The 15,522-nt window shown below is 68.5% G+C and carries 15 protein-coding genes; 9 read left to right on the top strand and 6 right to left on the bottom strand.

Annotated features, from left to right (window positions below):
• Window positions 1–129: 129 nt before the first annotated feature.
• Entirely contained in the window at window positions 130–789 is a 660-nt protein-coding gene (locus V7Q42_RS02980) for a hypothetical protein (protein ID WP_333822371.1), read from the top strand.
• Between the two features lie 7 nt (window positions 790–796).
• On the opposite strand, the gene V7Q42_RS02985 is transcribed toward V7Q42_RS02980, so the two are convergent.
• The 5 genes from V7Q42_RS02985 to V7Q42_RS03005 form a co-directional block, all read right to left on the bottom strand.
• Complete coding sequence (locus V7Q42_RS02985) at window positions 797–1,126, bottom strand: hypothetical protein (RefSeq protein ID WP_333822372.1); 330 nt, start codon at window positions 1,124–1,126, stop codon at window positions 797–799.
• A gap of 11 nt (window positions 1,127–1,137) precedes the next feature.
• A complete protein-coding gene (locus V7Q42_RS02990) occupies window positions 1,138–1,710 on the bottom strand; it encodes a cytochrome c oxidase subunit 3 family protein (protein WP_333822374.1) in 573 nt (190 codons plus the stop codon).
• A 126-nt stretch (window positions 1,711–1,836) separates the two neighbouring features.
• Entirely contained in the window at window positions 1,837–2,322 is a 486-nt protein-coding gene (locus V7Q42_RS02995) for a hypothetical protein (RefSeq protein ID WP_333822376.1), read from the bottom strand.
• 167 nt (window positions 2,323–2,489) lie between these two features.
• Window positions 2,490–3,047: a GNAT family N-acetyltransferase gene (locus V7Q42_RS03000; RefSeq protein ID WP_333822377.1), complete on the bottom strand. Its 558-nt coding sequence runs from the start codon at window positions 3,045–3,047 to the stop codon at window positions 2,490–2,492.
• Between the two features lie 234 nt (window positions 3,048–3,281).
• Complete coding sequence (locus tag V7Q42_RS03005; protein WP_333822379.1) at window positions 3,282–4,412, bottom strand: type III PLP-dependent enzyme; 1,131 nt, start codon at window positions 4,410–4,412, stop codon at window positions 3,282–3,284.
• Window positions 4,413–5,319: 907 nt separating this feature from the next.
• Between V7Q42_RS03005 and V7Q42_RS03010 the strand changes: the two genes are divergently transcribed.
• The 3 genes from V7Q42_RS03010 to V7Q42_RS03020 all read left to right on the top strand — a co-directional run bounded on the left by V7Q42_RS03010 (window position 5,320) and on the right by V7Q42_RS03020 (window position 8,064).
• The gene (locus V7Q42_RS03010; protein ID WP_333822380.1) at window positions 5,320–6,228 is read left to right on the top strand and encodes a LysR family transcriptional regulator; all 909 of its coding nucleotides are present in this window, start codon (window positions 5,320–5,322) and stop codon (window positions 6,226–6,228) included.
• A 115-nt stretch (window positions 6,229–6,343) separates the two neighbouring features.
• Entirely contained in the window at window positions 6,344–7,021 is a 678-nt protein-coding gene (locus tag V7Q42_RS03015) for a DUF1007 family protein (RefSeq protein WP_333822381.1), read from the top strand.
• Window positions 7,018–8,064 carry a nickel/cobalt transporter gene (locus V7Q42_RS03020; protein WP_333822383.1) on the top strand — a complete coding sequence of 349 codons (1,047 nt, stop codon included), beginning with the start codon at window positions 7,018–7,020 and terminating at the stop codon, window positions 8,062–8,064. Before V7Q42_RS03015 ends, V7Q42_RS03020 begins: the two co-directional genes overlap by 4 nt.
• Here V7Q42_RS03020 and V7Q42_RS03025 read toward each other — a convergent pair whose 3' ends face one another.
• Window positions 8,065–8,820 (bottom strand): gamma-glutamyl-gamma-aminobutyrate hydrolase family protein, encoded by a 756-nt coding sequence (locus tag V7Q42_RS03025; protein ID WP_333822385.1) that lies wholly within the window; start codon window positions 8,818–8,820, stop codon window positions 8,065–8,067.
• A gap of 176 nt (window positions 8,821–8,996) precedes the next feature.
• Here V7Q42_RS03025 and V7Q42_RS03030 point away from each other — a divergent pair, with 176 nt between their 5' ends.
• The 5 genes from V7Q42_RS03030 to V7Q42_RS03050 all read left to right on the top strand — a co-directional run bounded on the left by V7Q42_RS03030 (window position 8,997) and on the right by V7Q42_RS03050 (window position 15,511).
• Window positions 8,997–9,515 carry a TRAP transporter small permease subunit gene (locus tag V7Q42_RS03030; protein WP_333822386.1) on the top strand — a complete coding sequence of 173 codons (519 nt, stop codon included), beginning with the start codon at window positions 8,997–8,999 and terminating at the stop codon, window positions 9,513–9,515.
• A gap of 12 nt (window positions 9,516–9,527) precedes the next feature.
• On the top strand, window positions 9,528–11,114 hold the full coding sequence (locus V7Q42_RS03035; protein ID WP_333822387.1) for a TRAP transporter large permease: 1,587 nt from the start codon (window positions 9,528–9,530) through the stop codon (window positions 11,112–11,114).
• Between the two features lie 654 nt (window positions 11,115–11,768).
• Entirely contained in the window at window positions 11,769–13,748 is a 1,980-nt protein-coding gene (locus V7Q42_RS03040) for an AMP-binding protein (protein ID WP_333822388.1), read from the top strand.
• Window positions 13,745–14,542, top strand: coding sequence for an ABC transporter ATP-binding protein (locus V7Q42_RS03045; RefSeq protein WP_333822389.1), 798 nt, complete (start codon window positions 13,745–13,747; stop codon window positions 14,540–14,542). Before V7Q42_RS03040 ends, V7Q42_RS03045 begins: the two co-directional genes overlap by 4 nt.
• Window positions 14,543–14,554: 12 nt before the next feature.
• Window positions 14,555–15,511, top strand: coding sequence for a branched-chain amino acid ABC transporter permease (locus V7Q42_RS03050; protein ID WP_333822390.1), 957 nt, complete (start codon window positions 14,555–14,557; stop codon window positions 15,509–15,511).
• Window positions 15,512–15,522 lie beyond the last annotated feature (11 nt).

The raw sequence follows: 15,522 nt of genomic DNA on the forward strand, positions 1-15,522 counted from the left end.
CGGGACCGCAGGTCAACGGGAATCGGTGTCGCGAAACCGTCGCGGAACCGTCGCGGTCGGCGTGGCATTCCTCGACGGGATGGCTAATATTCGATCATGATCGACACGGGAGAAGGCCGGGAGGCGAGAATGAGGACACTCGGTGCGATCCTGGGCGGGCTTCTCGTCGTCGCCGGTTCGGTGACGCCGGCGGCGGCACAGGCGACCGGGCCGACCACACCGACGCGGCTGCCGCGCGGCGACTACGAATCCTATTGGCGGCAGGTCGACGGCCCCTGGATGTCGCAGCTGACCCGCACGACGCTGCAGGGTTGCGCCTATCCGGCGGAGGATGCCTGCGGCCGACCGGCGGGCGGACCCTTCGTCGGCGGGGCGACCGTCGCCTACAACGCCTTCGGCTGCGTCCGTGCGCCGATCACCATCCGCTGCGTGGTGCAGAAAGCGGGCACCGGGCAACCCGGTGTCGCCGGCCGTGGCCGCCTCGCGAGCGGGCGTTTCGCCAGTGGGCGCTACGAGCTGCGGACCGGAGCCACGGTCGCCGTCGTCGATCTCACGGTGAACGGTCGGCGCTTCTCCGGCTTCTCCGATCCGACCATGCCGGGGCGGGCGAAGGATCCGATCGTCGATGGCCGTGTCCTCGGTCGGTCGATCTTCTTCCGGCGGCTGTGCGAAGCGCGAACGACCTGTGTCCAGCGCTATCGCGGCACGCTGATCGGCGACCGGGCGCGAGGGCTGATGACCGTCAAGGGCGCGCGGCGCCCGGTGTCCTGGACGCTCGAGCCGCGGTGAATCGACGTCAGGGCTTCGCCGTCGGCCGCTCGATCGGAGCGCCGGCGAAGGGCTTGGCGACGAGCGGCTGGTGGATGACGGCGAAGGAGAGGACGATCACCGCCACGGTGACGGCGAGGGAGCCGGTGAAGCCGGAGAGGAAGCCCGGCGCCAGTTCCAGCCTCAGGTAGCGGGCGAGGACGAGGCGCGCCTTGACCAGCGTGACGACGCCGATGACGGCGAGGAAGGCGACGCCGAGGCGCGAGGCATGGAGAACGTCGCCGGCGAAGCCGAGCGCCGTGGTCAGCCCCATGAGAACGGCCCAGGTGAGAACGAGATGGCGCGTCTCGGGATGCATGGAGCCCCTCCTCAGCGCAACAGGTAGAGGGTGGGGAAGACCACCACCCAGACCAGATCGACCATGTGCCAGAAGGCGGTGCCGGTCTCGACGTGCTCGAGGTCGTCGAAGATCATGACGATGCCGAGGATGACGATGCCGAAGACCACGTGGACGGCGTGGAAGCCGGTGATCAGGAAGTAGAGGGTGTGGAAGGTCGAGGTGTCGAGGCCGTTGCCGGCGGCGATCTCGGCGGCGTATTCGTGAGCCTTCACCACCAGGAAGATCGAGCCGATCAACGCGGCGACGGTGAGGAGGATGCGGGTCCACCCCCGTTCACCGCGCCGACGCGCCTCGGTGGCGAGGGCGGCGAAGAGGCCGGAGGTCAGCAGCACCGCGGTGTTGATCGTGCCGGCGAGGCGGTCGAGCCCGTCCTGGGCGGCGGCGAAGCCGGCGGGATCGAGGGCGCGGGCGCCGGCGTAGCCGAGGAGCGCGGCGCCGAAGACCAGAAGCTCGGCGGCGATCAGCAGCCACATCATCGGATTGCCCGGCAGCGTGTCGCCACGCGGACGGGGGGCGGGGGGAGAGGAGGAGAGGTCGGTCACGGAAGTTCGATCGCCCGTCTATGTTTTCCTCAGAATGCCACCGGACGGGACGGAACGACTTGACCGATGTCGTGTGACGGGCGGTTTCGACGGTGATGGGGGCGGTGAGGGGAGGCGGCGGAGACGTCACCCATCCTCGTCGTCGCGGCCCTCGCGGCGGACGACATCGGCGAGGCGGGCGGCGCCGAAGCGGTCGCGCGGATCGAGTGCGGCGACCTTCGTCATCGCCTCGATACCCGCCGGGAGATCGCCGAGGCGCGCCTTGCAATAACCCCAGGCGAGCAACGACTGGAGGAAGAGGCGGGGTCCTTCGTCGAGCGTGTCGAAGGCGGCCGATCCCGGCTCGACCCGGCGCCAGTCCTCGGGCAGGGCGAGGGCGCGGGCGGCGTGGGCGATGGTCCAGCCGGCGTGAGGCAGCGCCTCGGCGAGGCGGGCACCGTAGAAATAGAACTTGTAGGCGGCCATGCGCACCGCGAGGTCGTCGGGAGCGAGCGCCAGGGCGGCGAGCACGGCGGCCTCGGAGGTCTCGGGCGCGGTGCGGGCGGCGCGGGCGCCTTCGAGAGTGGCGAGCGCTTCGCGCGCCCGGTCGCGTGTGGCGGTTTCCTCACCCATCGTCGTCTCCTCGCCGTCGAAATGCGACACGCCGCGGCCGGAGGGACCGGCCGCGGGTGACGATGGCGGGGACGATGCAAGAGAATTGCCAAGGGCGGGAAAGGTGCGCGGGGAGCGGAGTACCTCGCCGCGCTCGGCGGCGCCCCGAGGCATTCGGGTCGACGGGATCACGCCGCCTCGGCGAGCGCCTCGACGATGCCGGTCGCCGCGACCATGCCGCGGGCGTCGGCGAGAGCGCCGGGCTCGAGTTCGAGCCCCAGGAAGCGGGCGCGATCGACCGGGCCGGGCAGATCGAGACCGGTGGTGAGCGCGGGCGAGAAGCCGAAGCGCTCGTAGTAGGGCGCATCGCCGACCAGCACGATGGCGCGATGGCCGAGCCGGCGGGCGCGATCGATCGCCACCCGCATCAGCGCCGAGCCGAGACCGAGAGTGCGCGCTTCGGCCGCGACCGCGATCGGCCCGAGCATCAGCCCGGCGCCGGCCGAACCGAGGTCGACGTGCCACAGGCGCACGGTGCCGATGAGGCGACCGGCGTCGTCCTCGGCCGCCAGGGCGAGGCCTTCGGCCGGCAGACGCCCCTCGCGCAGGCGCTCGCTGGTCTTGGCGAAGCGCGCGGCGCCGAAAGCGTCGTCGAGCAGGTGCTCTCGCGCGGCGGCGTCGGAGATCGCTTCGTCGCGGACGAGGAAGCCGGGGGAGGCGAGGGGGACGAGATGGGCGACGGTCATGGTCGTGATCCTGGAGCGGAGCGGACGACGACCCTCGTGCCGGGAGACCCGGCCGGTCGGGAGCGGTTTTCGTGAGGAGTGCCGGCCCCGGCGGGGGCCGGCGGAGATCATCTCACGAGATCCGGCAGATCGCTTCGCGATGCCGGATCCACTCCGTCGGAAAATGCCTTCGTGAGGTCAGGGCATTTCCGACGGGCGGAATACGAAGATCGAAAGGAAGTTTCGATCTTCGTATCAGATGACGTAGCTCTTCAAGGGCGCGAAGCCGTTGAAGGCGACCGCCGAGTAGGTGGTCGTATAGGCGCCGGTGCCTTCGATCAGGACCTCGTCGCCGATCTCGAGGGAGATCGGCAGGAAATACGGGGTCTTCTCGTAGAGCACGTCGGCACTGTCGCAGGTCGGGCCGGCGAGGACGCAGGCGCCCTTCTCGTCGTGATCGCGATCGGTGGTGATCGGATAACGGATCGCCTCGTCCATGGTCTCGGCGAGACCACCGAACTTACCGATGTCGAGATAGACCCAACGGACGTCGTCGTCGTCGCTCTTCTTGGAAACGAGCACGACCTCCGACTTGATCACACCGGCGGAGCCGACCATGCCGCGACCGGGCTCGATGATCGTCTCGGGGGTGTGGTTGCCGAAGTGGGTGAGGATGGCGTCGGAGATGGCCTGGGCGTAGGCCTGCACCGCCGGCACTTCCTTGAGATACTTCGTCGGGAAACCACCGCCGAGGTTGACCATGCGCAGCGTGATGCCGCGCTCGCTCATCTCACGGAAGATCCAGGCGGCGGAGGCCACGGCCTCGTCCCAGGCGCCGGTGTCGCGCTGCTGCGAACCGACGTGGAAGGACACGCCGTAGGCGTCGAGGCCGAGGCGATGGGCGTGCTCGAGCACGCGCGGCGCCATCGCCGGCTCGCAGCCGAACTTGCGGCTGAGCGGCCATTCGGCGCCGGCGCCGTCGGAGAGGATGCGGCAGAAGACGCTCGAGCCGGGAGCGGCGCGGGCGACCTTCTCGACCTCGGCCTCGCAGTCGACGGCGTAGAGGCGCACACCGAGCTCGAAGGCGCGGGCGACGTCGCGCTCCTTCTTGATGGTGTTGCCGAAGGAGATGCGCTCCGGCGAGGCGCCGGCGGCGAGCGCCATCTCGACCTCCTGCACCGAGGCGGTGTCGAAGCACGAGCCGAGCTCGGCGAGGAGGGCGAGCACCTCCGGCGCCGGGTTGGCCTTCACCGCGTAGAAGACGCGGGTGTCGGGCATGGCCTTGGCGAAGGACATGTACTTCTCGCGCACGACGTCGAGGTCGACCACCAGGCAGGGACCGTCGGGACGGCGGGTGCGGAGGAATTCGCGGATACGGTCGGTCATGGTCGGTCCCTCCCCGGGAGCCAGAAGGCGCATGGTGCCGACGAAGCCGCCGGCGTTCGGTCATCCCCGGTCGGGCGCGAGCCTCCCCCGGGCGTTTCCTCCGCGCCGGCCCCGAGGGGACGAGCGAAGGTGTTCGGGGAGCAGCGTCACGCGTCGCGGCCGCTTTGGAGACGGTCGAACGACGGTGCGAAGCACCCGATGAGCCGGCTCATCACCGACCCGAACCCGCGAACGAGGGCGCGGACCCTTTCCGGAACCGAAAACGTGCGAACACGTCCGCGATCACGGAAGTTGCTGCCATGGCTTGGATGGGAGGTCCCGTCCGCACGCCGGCAAAGAAGTAGTTGCCTCTTTAGTGTCGTCGGCCTTTGGACGAGCCGACAGAGACCAAAAAAGCCCTCTACGTCGTTGCTTCAAGCCACGTCCCCCGTGTGAGACACGAGGTGCGCCGGTTCAGATCTCCGGCTGCCGGTTGCCCCGGCGGGTCCGAGCCTCTTGTCTCGGGTGGTCCACCGACCGGCACGCGGCCACAGGCACGTGCGAATTTGGGCAAGCGCGATATAGGGTCATTCGCCCCGTGACACAAGTGAAAAAATCATGACGGAACGGGGTGCGACGAATCGCGAAATTTCCTCGGGCCGTCAGAGGCTTGAGACGGGGTTTCGGAGGCTTGCCGAGGGCGGGCGGAACAGCGCCTCCCGCCATGGCGCGAACACGGCCGGAGAACGGGGTGTCGAGCGCGGCGCGACACGGTCGAGCGACGAGAATCGATCGTTCGCCGGCGCGTGGCCAGGACGATCCCGGCCCACCCTGCGGTCGCGAAATCACGGCGATCGATCGGGGTGAGCGTGGCCGCGGGTCGAACGGTGCGCTAGGTTCGACTGCGATCGTTCGACGAGGTGAGACGATGGATTCTCTGACGCGGATGCAGGCCTTCGTGCAGGTGGTCGATGCCGGCGGGTTCTCGGCGGCGGCGCGCAAGGCCGGGAAGTCGAAGGCGCTGTTGTCGAAATACGTGCGCGATCTCGAGGACGAGCTGGGCGTGCGGTTGCTCAATCGCACCACGCGGCAATTGGCGCCGACCGAGGTGGGCATCGCCTATCACCGCGAGGCGGTCGATCTCCTGCAGCGGCTCGACGACCTGACCGCTTCGGTGCGCGACAGTCACGGCGAGCCGCGCGGTCATCTGCGGATCTCCGGTCCGCGCTTCTTCGGCGATTCGGAGCTCGGCGGGGCGATCACCGAGTTCATGGCCAAGCATCCGGAGATCACCGTCGACCTGCGTCTCGACGATCGCTTCGTCGATCTGGTCGAAGAGGGGTTCGACGTGGCGATCCGGGTCTCGGAACCGGTCGATTCGAGCCTCATCGCCCGACGTCTGGCGCCGTTCCGGGTCGTCACCTGCGCGTCGCCGGAATGGATCGCCGCGCACGGCCGTCCGGAGAAGCCGGCCGACCTCGCCGGTCTGCCGGCGGTCGCCGACACCAACGCCCGCAACTGGAACCACTGGTCCTTCGTCGTCGACGGCGAACGCACCGTCGTGCCGGTGACGGCGCGGCTGCACGCCAATGCGCCGCAGGTGGCGGCGACGGCGGCGGAGGCCGGGCTCGGGGTGGCGCGCACGCCGTGGTTCGCGGTCAGGCGGGCGGTCGAAGAGGGGCGGCTCGAGGTGTTGCTCGCCGATTTCGAACTGAGGAACCTCACCGTCCACGCCGTCTATCCGCATCGCCGGCATCTGTCGGCCAAGGTCAGGGTGTTCGTCGACTTCATGGTCGGCTGGTTCGAGCGGCGGCGGCGATCGGAGCCCTGCGTCTGACCGCGGGTGCGCTCCCATGCCCCGCTTCGGCCACGATCGGCGGACGAGATGTCGGGTGGCCGGGCGTGCTATGGATTCGCCGGACCTTCCATTTCGATCGATCGGACCCGACCGGATGACGTTCTCGACCTTCGCACGCCGCGCTTCCGCCGGTCTCATCCTCGCCGTCGCGGCCCTCGGCGCGGTCCCGCGCGAGGCGGCGGCCCATCCACACGTCTATGTCGACGCGCGCGTCGAGGTGGTGTTCGACAAGGAAGGCAAGATCACGGCGCTGCGCCACGTCTGGCGCTTCGACGACGCCTTCTCCGCCTTCGCCAGCCAGGGGCTCGACAGCAACGGCGACGGGATCCTGTCGATCGAGGAGCTGCAGCCGCTCGCCAAGGTCAACGTCGAGTCGCTCAAGGAGTACGAGTACTTCACCTTTCTCAAGGCCGGTGGCAAGCGCATCGGCTTCAAGATCCCGACCGAGTACTGGTTGCAGTCGTCGGACGGCTATCTGAGCCTGTTCTATACGCTGCCGCTGATGCAGGCGGTGAAGCCGGACGCGGCGGGCATCACCATCGACGTCTACGACCCGAACTATTTCGTCGATTACCAGCTGGTGGAGAAGGATCCGGCCAAGCTGATCGATGCGCCGGCGACCTGCGCCCCGACGGTGAAGCGCAAGGCCGATCCGGACGCGGCGACGGCGGCGATCCTCGGCCAGTTTCCGGCGAGCGAACGCGAGTTGCCGGCCAACCTGCGCTCGCTGACCAACGAGATGGCCAATCGAGTGGTGGTGAAATGCCCGTGAGGGAAGCGAGGCGCGATCGTGCGGTGCTCGTCGCCGTATCGGCGGCGGTGGTGATCCTCGCTGCGATCGTACCGGCGCTGGCCCAGGCCGGGCCGTTCGGCGTCGGCACCCCCGAGATCGGGGCCGGAGCGCCGGCCAACAGCCTCTTCGCCTGGATCGCGGCGAAGCAGAACGCCTTCTATCGGGCGCTGACCGCCGGCCTCAAGGCGATGCGGGCCGATCCCCATGCCGGGTTCTGGCTGGTGGTGCTCGCCTTCGCCTACGGCGTCTTCCACGCCGCCGGGCCCGGTCACGGCAAGGCGGTCATCACCTCCTATGTCCTCGCCAATCGCGAGACGCTGCGGCGCGGCATCCTGTTGTCGCTGATCTCGGCGCTGCTCCAGGGGCTGGTGGCGATCGTCTTCGTCGGCGCGGCGATCCTGATCTTCCGCCTGACCGCGTTGCAGATGACCGACGCCACCACGGCGCTCGAGAAGACGAGCGCGACGGCGATCCTGGCGCTGGGCCTCTATCTCGGCTGGACCAAGATCGTTTCGCCGACGTTCGCGGCGTGGCGGGCGGCGCGGGCGGCGCCGGCGGTGGCGGTGGAGAGCGGCGTCGTCGATCTCGCCATCGACGCCACGGGCATGGCGCGCAACCGGGCGGCGGAGCTCTGCGCCTGCGGGCAGGTGCACGCTCCCGATCCGACGACACTCGGCGGGCCGTTCGATCTCAAGAAGGCGGTGGCGGCGATCGCCGCCGTCGGCATCCGCCCCTGCACAGGCGCGCTGATCGTGCTGGTCTTCGCCTTCGCGCAGGGGCTGCCCTGGGCCGGGGTGATGGCGGTCGTCGCCATGTCGATCGGCACGGGTATCACCGTGTCGGCGCTGGCCACGGCGGCGGTGTCGCTCCGGGCGCTGGCGTTGCGGATCGCCGGCGACGACGGGGTGTGGAGCTACCGGGTGATGCGCGGCGCCGAGATCGTCGGCGCGCTCATCGTGCTGACGATGGGCGTGCTGCTCGCCGGGGCGTCGTTCTTCGGCGGCGCGCCGATGGCGGGCTGATCAGCCGCGCTTCGCCGCATGCGCCCGGACCGCGTCGCCGAAAGCGGCGAAGAGGCGCGACGAGGGGTGGTCGGAGCGCACCCAGTATTCCGGATGCCACTGGACGCCGACGGCGAAGGCCTTCGCATCCTTGACGCTCACCGCCTCGATGGTGCCGTCGGGGGCGGTCGCCTCGATCATCAACCGGTCGGCGAGGATGCCGACGCCCTGACGGTGCAGCGAATTGACGTCGATGCGGTCGGTGTCGAGGACGCGGCCGATGCAGCCTTCGCGCACCACGTGGATCTCGTGGCGGATGACGTAGCGCTCGTCGTTGGTCGGCGCTTCGGGGGCGCGGTGGTCCATGCGGCCCTCGAAGGTCTGGATCTCGGTGTGGAGCGTGCCGCCGAGGGCGACGTTGAGTTCCTGATAGCCGCGACAGATGGCGATGAGCGGAATTCCGAGATCGATGGCGCGGCGGATCAGCGGCAGCGTCGTGGCGTCGCGGGCCGGATCGTAGGGCTCGTGGTCGGGGGTCGGTTCCTCGCCGTAGAGGCTCGGATGGACGTTGGACTTGGAGCCGGAGAGGAGCAGGCCGTCGACCCGATCGAGGACCGAGTCGAGATCGAGCGCGCCGCCGAGCGAGGGTAGGATCACCGGGATCGCCCCGGCGCCGTAGACGACCGCCTCGAGGTAGGTCGAGGGCGTCATGTGCCAGCTCATGCCGTCGATGGAGCGGAGGTCGGCGGAGACGAGAACGAGCGGCAGTCCGGACATGATGGAGCGTCACCTGCGGATCGGTTCGAGGCGCGACAGATATGCCACGGCGCGAGGTGAACGACCAGTGTCGGCGCGGGAATGCATGGCTTCCATGCCGCATCGGCTCGACCGGCCGGCCGTCTGTCGATAAGAGGAGGGCCGAAACCCATCCCGTCCCCGCCGGAGCCGCCGCCATGCAGGCCCTCGTCGCGGCGATCGACGCGATCAACCGCCGCGTCGGCCGTATCGTCGCCTGGTCGATCCTGGTGATCGTCCTCATGCAATTCGCCGTGGTGATCATGCGCTACGTCTTCGGCATCGGCTCGGTGTGGGTGCAGGAGACGATCACCTACGTCTATGCGACGAGCTTCATGGCGACGGCCGGCTACGCGCTGCTGCGCGACGGGCAGGTCCGGGTCGACATCTTCTATCGCGAGGCGGCACCGCGGACGAAGGCGGTGGTCGACATCCTCGGCACGCTGATCTTCCTTTGGCCGGTGACGGGGCTGCTCATGTGGGTCGCCTCGCCCTACGTGGCGCGGTCCTTCGCCATCCTCGAGGGATCGCGCGAGACGTCGGGGCTGCCCTTCGTCTATCTGCTCAAGGCGGAGATCCTGGTCTTCGCCGGCCTCCTGGCGTTGCAGGGGCTGTCGCTGGTCCTGCGCTCGTTCCTCGTCCTCGCCGGTCGTCCGGTCGAAAAACCGATCGTCTGAGGAGCCGGCCGCATGTCCCTCGCCCAATACCTCGACATCGGCATGTTCGTCGCCGCCTGCGTGGTGCTGCTCGCCGGCTATCCGGTGGCGGTGACGCTGGCCGGCACGGCGGTGATCTTCGCCGCCATCGGCTGGTTCGCCGGCGTCTTCGATCCGACCTTCCTGTCGGCGCTGCCGCAGCGCGTCTACGGCATCATGACCAACCCGGTGCTGGTGTCGGTGCCGCTGTTCGTCTTCATGGGCGTGATGCTGGAGCGCTCCAAGGTCGCCGAGCTGCTGCTCGAGACGATGGGGCGGCTGTTCGGCCGTCTGCCGGGCGGGCTCGGCATCTCGGTGACGCTGGTCGGCGCGCTGCTCGCCGCCTCCACCGGCATCGTCGGGGCGACGGTGGTGACCATGGGTCTGCTGTCGCTGCCGACCATGCTGCGCTGGGGCTACGACCCGAAGATCGCCACCGGCTCGATCGCCGCGGCCGGCACGCTCGGCCAGATCATTCCGCCGTCGCTGGTGCTGGTGGTGCTCGGCGACGTGCTCGCCAACGCCTATCAGAAGGCGCAGACCGACATGGGCAACTTCGCGCCCGACACGGTCTCGGTCTCCGACCTCTTCGCCGGGGCGCTGATCCCCGGGCTGGTGCTCGCCGGGCTCTACGTCGTCTATCAGGCGGTGGTCGCCATCGTGTCGCCGAAGAGCTCGCCGCCGGCGCCGGAGGGGCTCGGGCGGGTGACCCTCGCCGAGGTGGCCGGGGCGCTGATCCCGCCGGTGGCGCTGGTGCTGTGCGTGCTCGGATCGATCCTCTTCGGCATCGCCACGCCGACGGAGGCCGCCTCGGTGGGTGCGGTCGGCACGCTGCTGCTCGCCGGTCAGCGGCGGGCACCGCATCGCGGCGTCGTCTTCCTCGTCGCCTGGGGAGCGCTCGGCCTGCTGCTCGTCCTCGCCTCGAGCGTCGACATGCGGCTCGGCCGCGGCGACACCACCACGGCGCAGTCGGTGGCGATCGCCGTCGCCGGGCTCGCCTCGGCGGTGTTGGCGGCGGGGGTGCTCTTCGCCGCCTTCGTCTGCTGGAAGGAGAGTGTGCTGCGTCCGGTGGTGGAGACGACCACCGAGATCACGGCGATGGTCTTCACCATCGTCATCGGCGCCACCTTCTTCTCGCTCGTCTTCCGCGGGCTCGGCGGCGAGGAGATGGTGACGCGCTATCTCGAACATCTGCCGGGCGGTTCGGCCGGGGCCGTCCTCATCGTCATGGTCGCGATGTTCGTGCTCGGCTTCTTCGTCGACTTCCTGGAGATCTCCTACATCGTCGTGCCGATCGCGGCGCCGGTGCTGCTGAAGATGCCGATGCCCGACGGGTCGCCGATGAGCCCGGTGTGGCTCGGGGTGCTGATGGGCGTGAACCTGCAGACCTCGTTCATGCATCCGCCGTTCGGGGTGGCGTTGTTCTATCTGCGCGGGGTGGCGCCGCCGGAGGTGAAGACCACCGACATCTACATCGGCATCATCCCCTTCGTGATCATCCAGCTCGCCATGCTCTGGGTGCTGTGGCAGTGGCCGGCGATGGCGACCTGGCTGCCGCGGCTGCTCTACGGCGCGAGTTGACGGCGCCGGCGGGACCGGTTTCGACCACCCCGCCGAATGGCCGCCTTGCGATCCGGCGACGGCTTTTCGATCCGGTCACCGCCCTTCGCTGCGGTGACGGCCCCCCGTTCCGATGCCTGGACGCCGCGGCCGCAGGGGTAGGGCCTTCCCTCGCCGTGAGTTCGAAATACGAACAAACGTTAGTATATGCCGCAGGGGCGATCGCCGACGCGATCTCCGATCTCGCCGCGACGGTGGCGCGGCGGCGGCGGGACCGGTTCGCGCGGTCACCGGATACCCGTGATGCGATGCAGCACGGCGGCGGCTCGGGGTGCGGCCGCACGCCACGCGGGGTGGCGAAGAGGCGAGGCGAACAGAGGGTATTCGGCGTCCGAACCGCCGTGCGCGGCTCGTTCCGCGCCTGCGAAGAGCGCTGCGCGGTGTGGCCGCGCGGTTCGTTCCCGCCGCGGCCGGCGCGTCTCGATCGGTGTGGGCGGAGAGTTTCGCATGTATGCGACATATGTCGATGCGGAGCCGGTTCCTAGACGAAAGACGCCCGACTGCGTGCTTGCCTTCTCCGTCCCGCTCGGGTTTCATCGCCGATAATCGAACGACCGTGCGGTTCCCGGAAACCCGGATCACGAAGCCGCCGGCATTGAGGGTGAGGAAACACGAATGACGGATGCGGGGGCCACCCGTACCGGCGCGCGGGACACGTTTCCCAAATTGCTGCTGGCGAATGCCGAGGCCATGGCCGATCGGCCGGCGATGCGCGAAAAGGATTTCGGCATCTGGCAGACATGGACGTGGAGCGACGTCGCCGAAGAGGTGCGGGATTTCGCGCTCGGCCTGCAGAAGCTGGGTCTCGAGCCGGGTGAGAAGGTCGCGGTGGTGGGTGCCAATCGGCCGCGCCTCTACTGGACCTTCGCCGCGGTTCAGAGCCTCGGCGGCGTGCCGGTGCCGGTCTACAAGGATGCGGTCGCCGACGAGATGGCCTACGTGCTGGAGCACGCCGAGGTCTCCTTCGCCGTCACCGAGGACCAGGAACAGACCGACAAGATCCTGTCGATCTCGGATCGGCTGGCCGGCCTGCGCCACGTCGTCTACGACGACGAGCGAGGCATGCGCGACTACGACCACACGCGTCTGCATTCCTTCGCCGAGGTGCAGAAGGTCGGTCGCGAGCGGGTGACCTCGGACCCCGGGGCGCTCGCCGGCTGGCGCGAGCGCATCGCGCTCGGCCGCGGCTCGGATCTCGCCGTGATGCTCTACACCTCGGGCACCACCGGCAAGCCCAAGGGCGTGATGCTGTCCTTCGACAACGTGCTGATCTCGGCCAAGAACGGCATCGACTTCGACAAGCTGACCGCCGACGAGGAGGTCGTCGCCTATCTGCCGATCGCCTGGGTGGGTGACCACATCTTCTCCTACGCCCAGTCCTACGTCGTCGGCTTCTGCGTCAACTGCCCGGAGAGCGTCGAGACGACCGACGACGACCGGCGCGAGATCGGCCCGACCTACGTCTTCGCGCCACCGCGCGTCTACGAGACGATGCTGACCCGCACCCAGGTCCGGATGCAGGACGCCGGCAAGCTCAAGCAGAAGATGGTCGACCATTTCCTCGCCGTCGCCGATCGGCTCGGCGAGGCGATCCTCGACGGCGACAAGGTCGGGCTTCTCGACCGGCTGCATTACGGGCTCGGCGAGTTCCTGGTCTACGGGCCGCTGAAGAACCGCTTCGGCTTCACCCGCACCCGGGTCGCCTACACCGCCGGCGAAGCGATCGGTCCGGAGATCTTCCGCTTCTATCGCTCGATCGGCGTCAACCTGAAGCAGCTCTACGGCCAGACCGAAGCCTCGGTCTACGTGACGCTGCAGCCCGACGCCGAGATCCGCGCCGACACCGTCGGCGTGCCGGGCCCGCAGGTGGAGATCAAGATCTCCGATGCGGGCGAGGTGCTCTATCGCAGCCCGGGCGTCTTCGTCGGCTACTACAAGAACGAGGCGGCGACGGCGGAGACCAAGACGGCGGACGGCTGGGTGCATTCCGGCGACGCCGGCTTCATCGAGACCGCGAGCGGCCATCTCCGGATCATCGACCGCGCCAAGGACGTCGGCAAACTCGTCGACGGCACCCTGTTCGCGCCGAAGTATCTGGAAAACAAGCTGAAGTTCTTCGCCGACATCAAGGAGGCGGTGGCCTTCGGCGACGGGCGCGACTTCGCCACGGTGTTCCTCAACATCGATTTGGCATCGGTCGGCGCCTGGGCGGAGAGGAACGACGTCACCTACGCCAGCTACCAGGAGCTCGCCGGGCATCCGCAGGTCTACGACCGCATCCGCAGCGCGGTGGACAAGGTCAATCGCGACCTCGCCGCCGAGCCGATGATGGCCGGGGCGCAGATCCGCCGCTTCCTGATCCTGCACAAGGAACTGGACGCCGACGACGGCGAGTTGACGCGCACCCAGAAGGTTCGGCGCGGCTTCATCGCCGATCGCTACGCGCCGCTGGTCGACGCGCTCTACGACGGTTCGACGGAGAAGCATGTGGTCACCGAGATCTCCTTCGAAGACGGCCGCAAGGGCACCATCACCGGTGACGTCAAGATCGTCGACATGGACGTCCACTCGACGAAGAAGGAGGCGGCGGAATGAAGAGTTCGCTTCCTCCCATCGAGAAGGGCATGCCGCTCCTGCAGGTCGAGGACATCTCGCTGTCGTTCGGCGGCGTCAACGCGCTCACCGACGTGTCCTTCGACATCGTCGCCGGCGAGGTCCGGGCGATCATCGGTCCCAACGGTGCCGGCAAGACGTCGATGCTCAACGTCATCAACGGCTTCTACCACCCGCAGGTGGGCCGGGTGATCCACCGGGGCGAGGCGCGGACCGGGCGCAGGCCGCACGAGGCGGCGCGTCGCGGCATCGGCCGCACCTTCCAGAACGTCGCGCTGTTCAAGGGTCTCACCACCCTCGACAACATCATGGCGGGACGGACGCTGAAGATGCACCGCGGCTTCTTCTGGCAGTGCCTGCGTTTCGGCCCGGCGCTGAACGAGGAGATCGAGCATCGCAAGAAGGTCGAAGAGATCATCGACTTCCTGGAGATCGAGCACATCCGCAAGGTGCCGGTCGGCAAGCTGCCCTACGGCCTGAAGAAGCGGGTCGAGCTCGGCCGGGCGCTGGCCCAGGAGCCGGAGCTGTTGCTGCTCGACGAGCCGATGGCCGGCATGAACCTCGAGGAGAAGGAGGACATGAGCCGCTTCATCCTCGACATCCGCGAGACCTTCGGCACCACCATCGCGCTGATCGAACACGACATGGGCGTGGTGATGGATCTCTCCGACCGCGTCGTGGTGCTCGAATACGGCCGTAAGATCGCCGACGGCACGCCCGACGAGGTGCAGAACGATCCGACCGTCATCGACGCCTATCTCGGCCGGTCGCACTGAGGAGACGCACACATGGATCTTCTCACCGCGATCTTCGTCGATCCCTTCGTCCGCATGGGCGCCAACCCGACCTTCCTGGTCCAGGTGATCTGGGAAGGTTTCGTCTCGGGCGTGCTCTATGCGCTGGTGGCGCTCGGCTTCGTGCTGATCTTCAAGGCGTCCGGCGTCTTCAACTTCGCTCAGGGCATCATGGTGGTGTTCGCGGCGCTGGCGCTGGTCGGCCTGCACGAGAGCGGAGTACCGGCGTGGCCGGCCCTGGCGGCGGCCATCGGCATCATGCTGATCCTGGCGATCGGTATCGAACGGGTGGTGCTGAGACCTCTGGTCAACCAGCCCGACATCATCCTGTTGATGGCGACCATCGGCCTCACCCGCTTCCTCGTCGGTCTCGGCGAGATGGTGTTCGGCGGCGAGCCCAAGGTGATGATCACCGAAGCGCTCGGCATCCCGACCGGCATCATGCGGATCCCGCTCTTCGGCAAGAACCTGATCCTGAAGGAGATCGACATGACGGCGGCGGTGGTCGCCATCCTGATGGTCACCTTCCTGGCCGTGTTCTTCGCTCGCACCAAGATCGGCCGGGCGCTCAGAGCCGTCGCCGACGACCATCAGGCGGCGCTGTCGGTCGGCATCTCCTTGAACCGCATCTGGGTGATCGTGTGGTTCGCCGCCGGCATCGTGGCGCTGGTCACCGGCATCATGTGGGGTGCGCGCTCCCAGGTCTCCTTCGACCTCGAGGTGATCGCGCTCAAGGCGCTGCCGGTGCTGATCCTCGGCGGCTTCACCTCGGTGCCGGGCGCCATCGTCGGCGGTCTGATGATCGGCGTCGGCGAGAAGATCGGCGAGATCTACTGGGGACGGCTCCTCGGCGGCGGCATCGAGAGCTGGCTCGCCTATCTCATCGCCCTCGGCTTCCTGCTGTTCCGGCCCCAGGGCCTGTTCGGCGAGAAGATCATCGAACGCGTCTGACGGGAGAGAAC

The organism is Pinisolibacter sp., assembly GCF_036782435.1.
In the GTDB taxonomy this organism is placed as follows: Bacteria; Pseudomonadota; Alphaproteobacteria; order Rhizobiales; family Ancalomicrobiaceae; genus CALBKH01.

Bases quoted from the DNA above. Each gene is read 5' to 3' on its own strand.
- V7Q42_RS03030 (WP_333822386.1), top strand. From the start codon at position 8,997: ATGCAGGCCCTCGTCGCGGCGATCGACGCGATCAACCGCCGCGTCGGC.
- V7Q42_RS03010 (WP_333822380.1), top strand. From the start codon at position 5,320: ATGGATTCTCTGACGCGGATGCAGGCCTTCGTGCAGGTGGTCGATGCC.
- V7Q42_RS02980 (WP_333822371.1), top strand. From the start codon at position 130: ATGAGGACACTCGGTGCGATCCTGGGCGGGCTTCTCGTCGTCGCCGGT.
- V7Q42_RS02985 (WP_333822372.1), bottom strand. From the start codon at position 1,126: ATGCATCCCGAGACGCGCCATCTCGTTCTCACCTGGGCCGTTCTCATG.
- V7Q42_RS03035 (WP_333822387.1), top strand. From the start codon at position 9,528: ATGTCCCTCGCCCAATACCTCGACATCGGCATGTTCGTCGCCGCCTGC.
- V7Q42_RS03025 (WP_333822385.1), bottom strand. From the start codon at position 8,820: ATGTCCGGACTGCCGCTCGTTCTCGTCTCCGCCGACCTCCGCTCCATC.
- V7Q42_RS03015 (WP_333822381.1), top strand. From the start codon at position 6,344: ATGACGTTCTCGACCTTCGCACGCCGCGCTTCCGCCGGTCTCATCCTC.
- V7Q42_RS03005 (WP_333822379.1), bottom strand. From the start codon at position 4,412: ATGACCGACCGTATCCGCGAATTCCTCCGCACCCGCCGTCCCGACGGT.
- V7Q42_RS03000 (WP_333822377.1), bottom strand. From the start codon at position 3,047: ATGACCGTCGCCCATCTCGTCCCCCTCGCCTCCCCCGGCTTCCTCGTC.
- V7Q42_RS03050 (WP_333822390.1), top strand. From the start codon at position 14,555: ATGGATCTTCTCACCGCGATCTTCGTCGATCCCTTCGTCCGCATGGGC.
- V7Q42_RS03040 (WP_333822388.1), top strand. From the start codon at position 11,769: ATGACGGATGCGGGGGCCACCCGTACCGGCGCGCGGGACACGTTTCCC.
- V7Q42_RS03045 (WP_333822389.1), top strand. From the start codon at position 13,745: ATGAAGAGTTCGCTTCCTCCCATCGAGAAGGGCATGCCGCTCCTGCAG.
- V7Q42_RS02995 (WP_333822376.1), bottom strand. From the start codon at position 2,322: ATGGGTGAGGAAACCGCCACACGCGACCGGGCGCGCGAAGCGCTCGCC.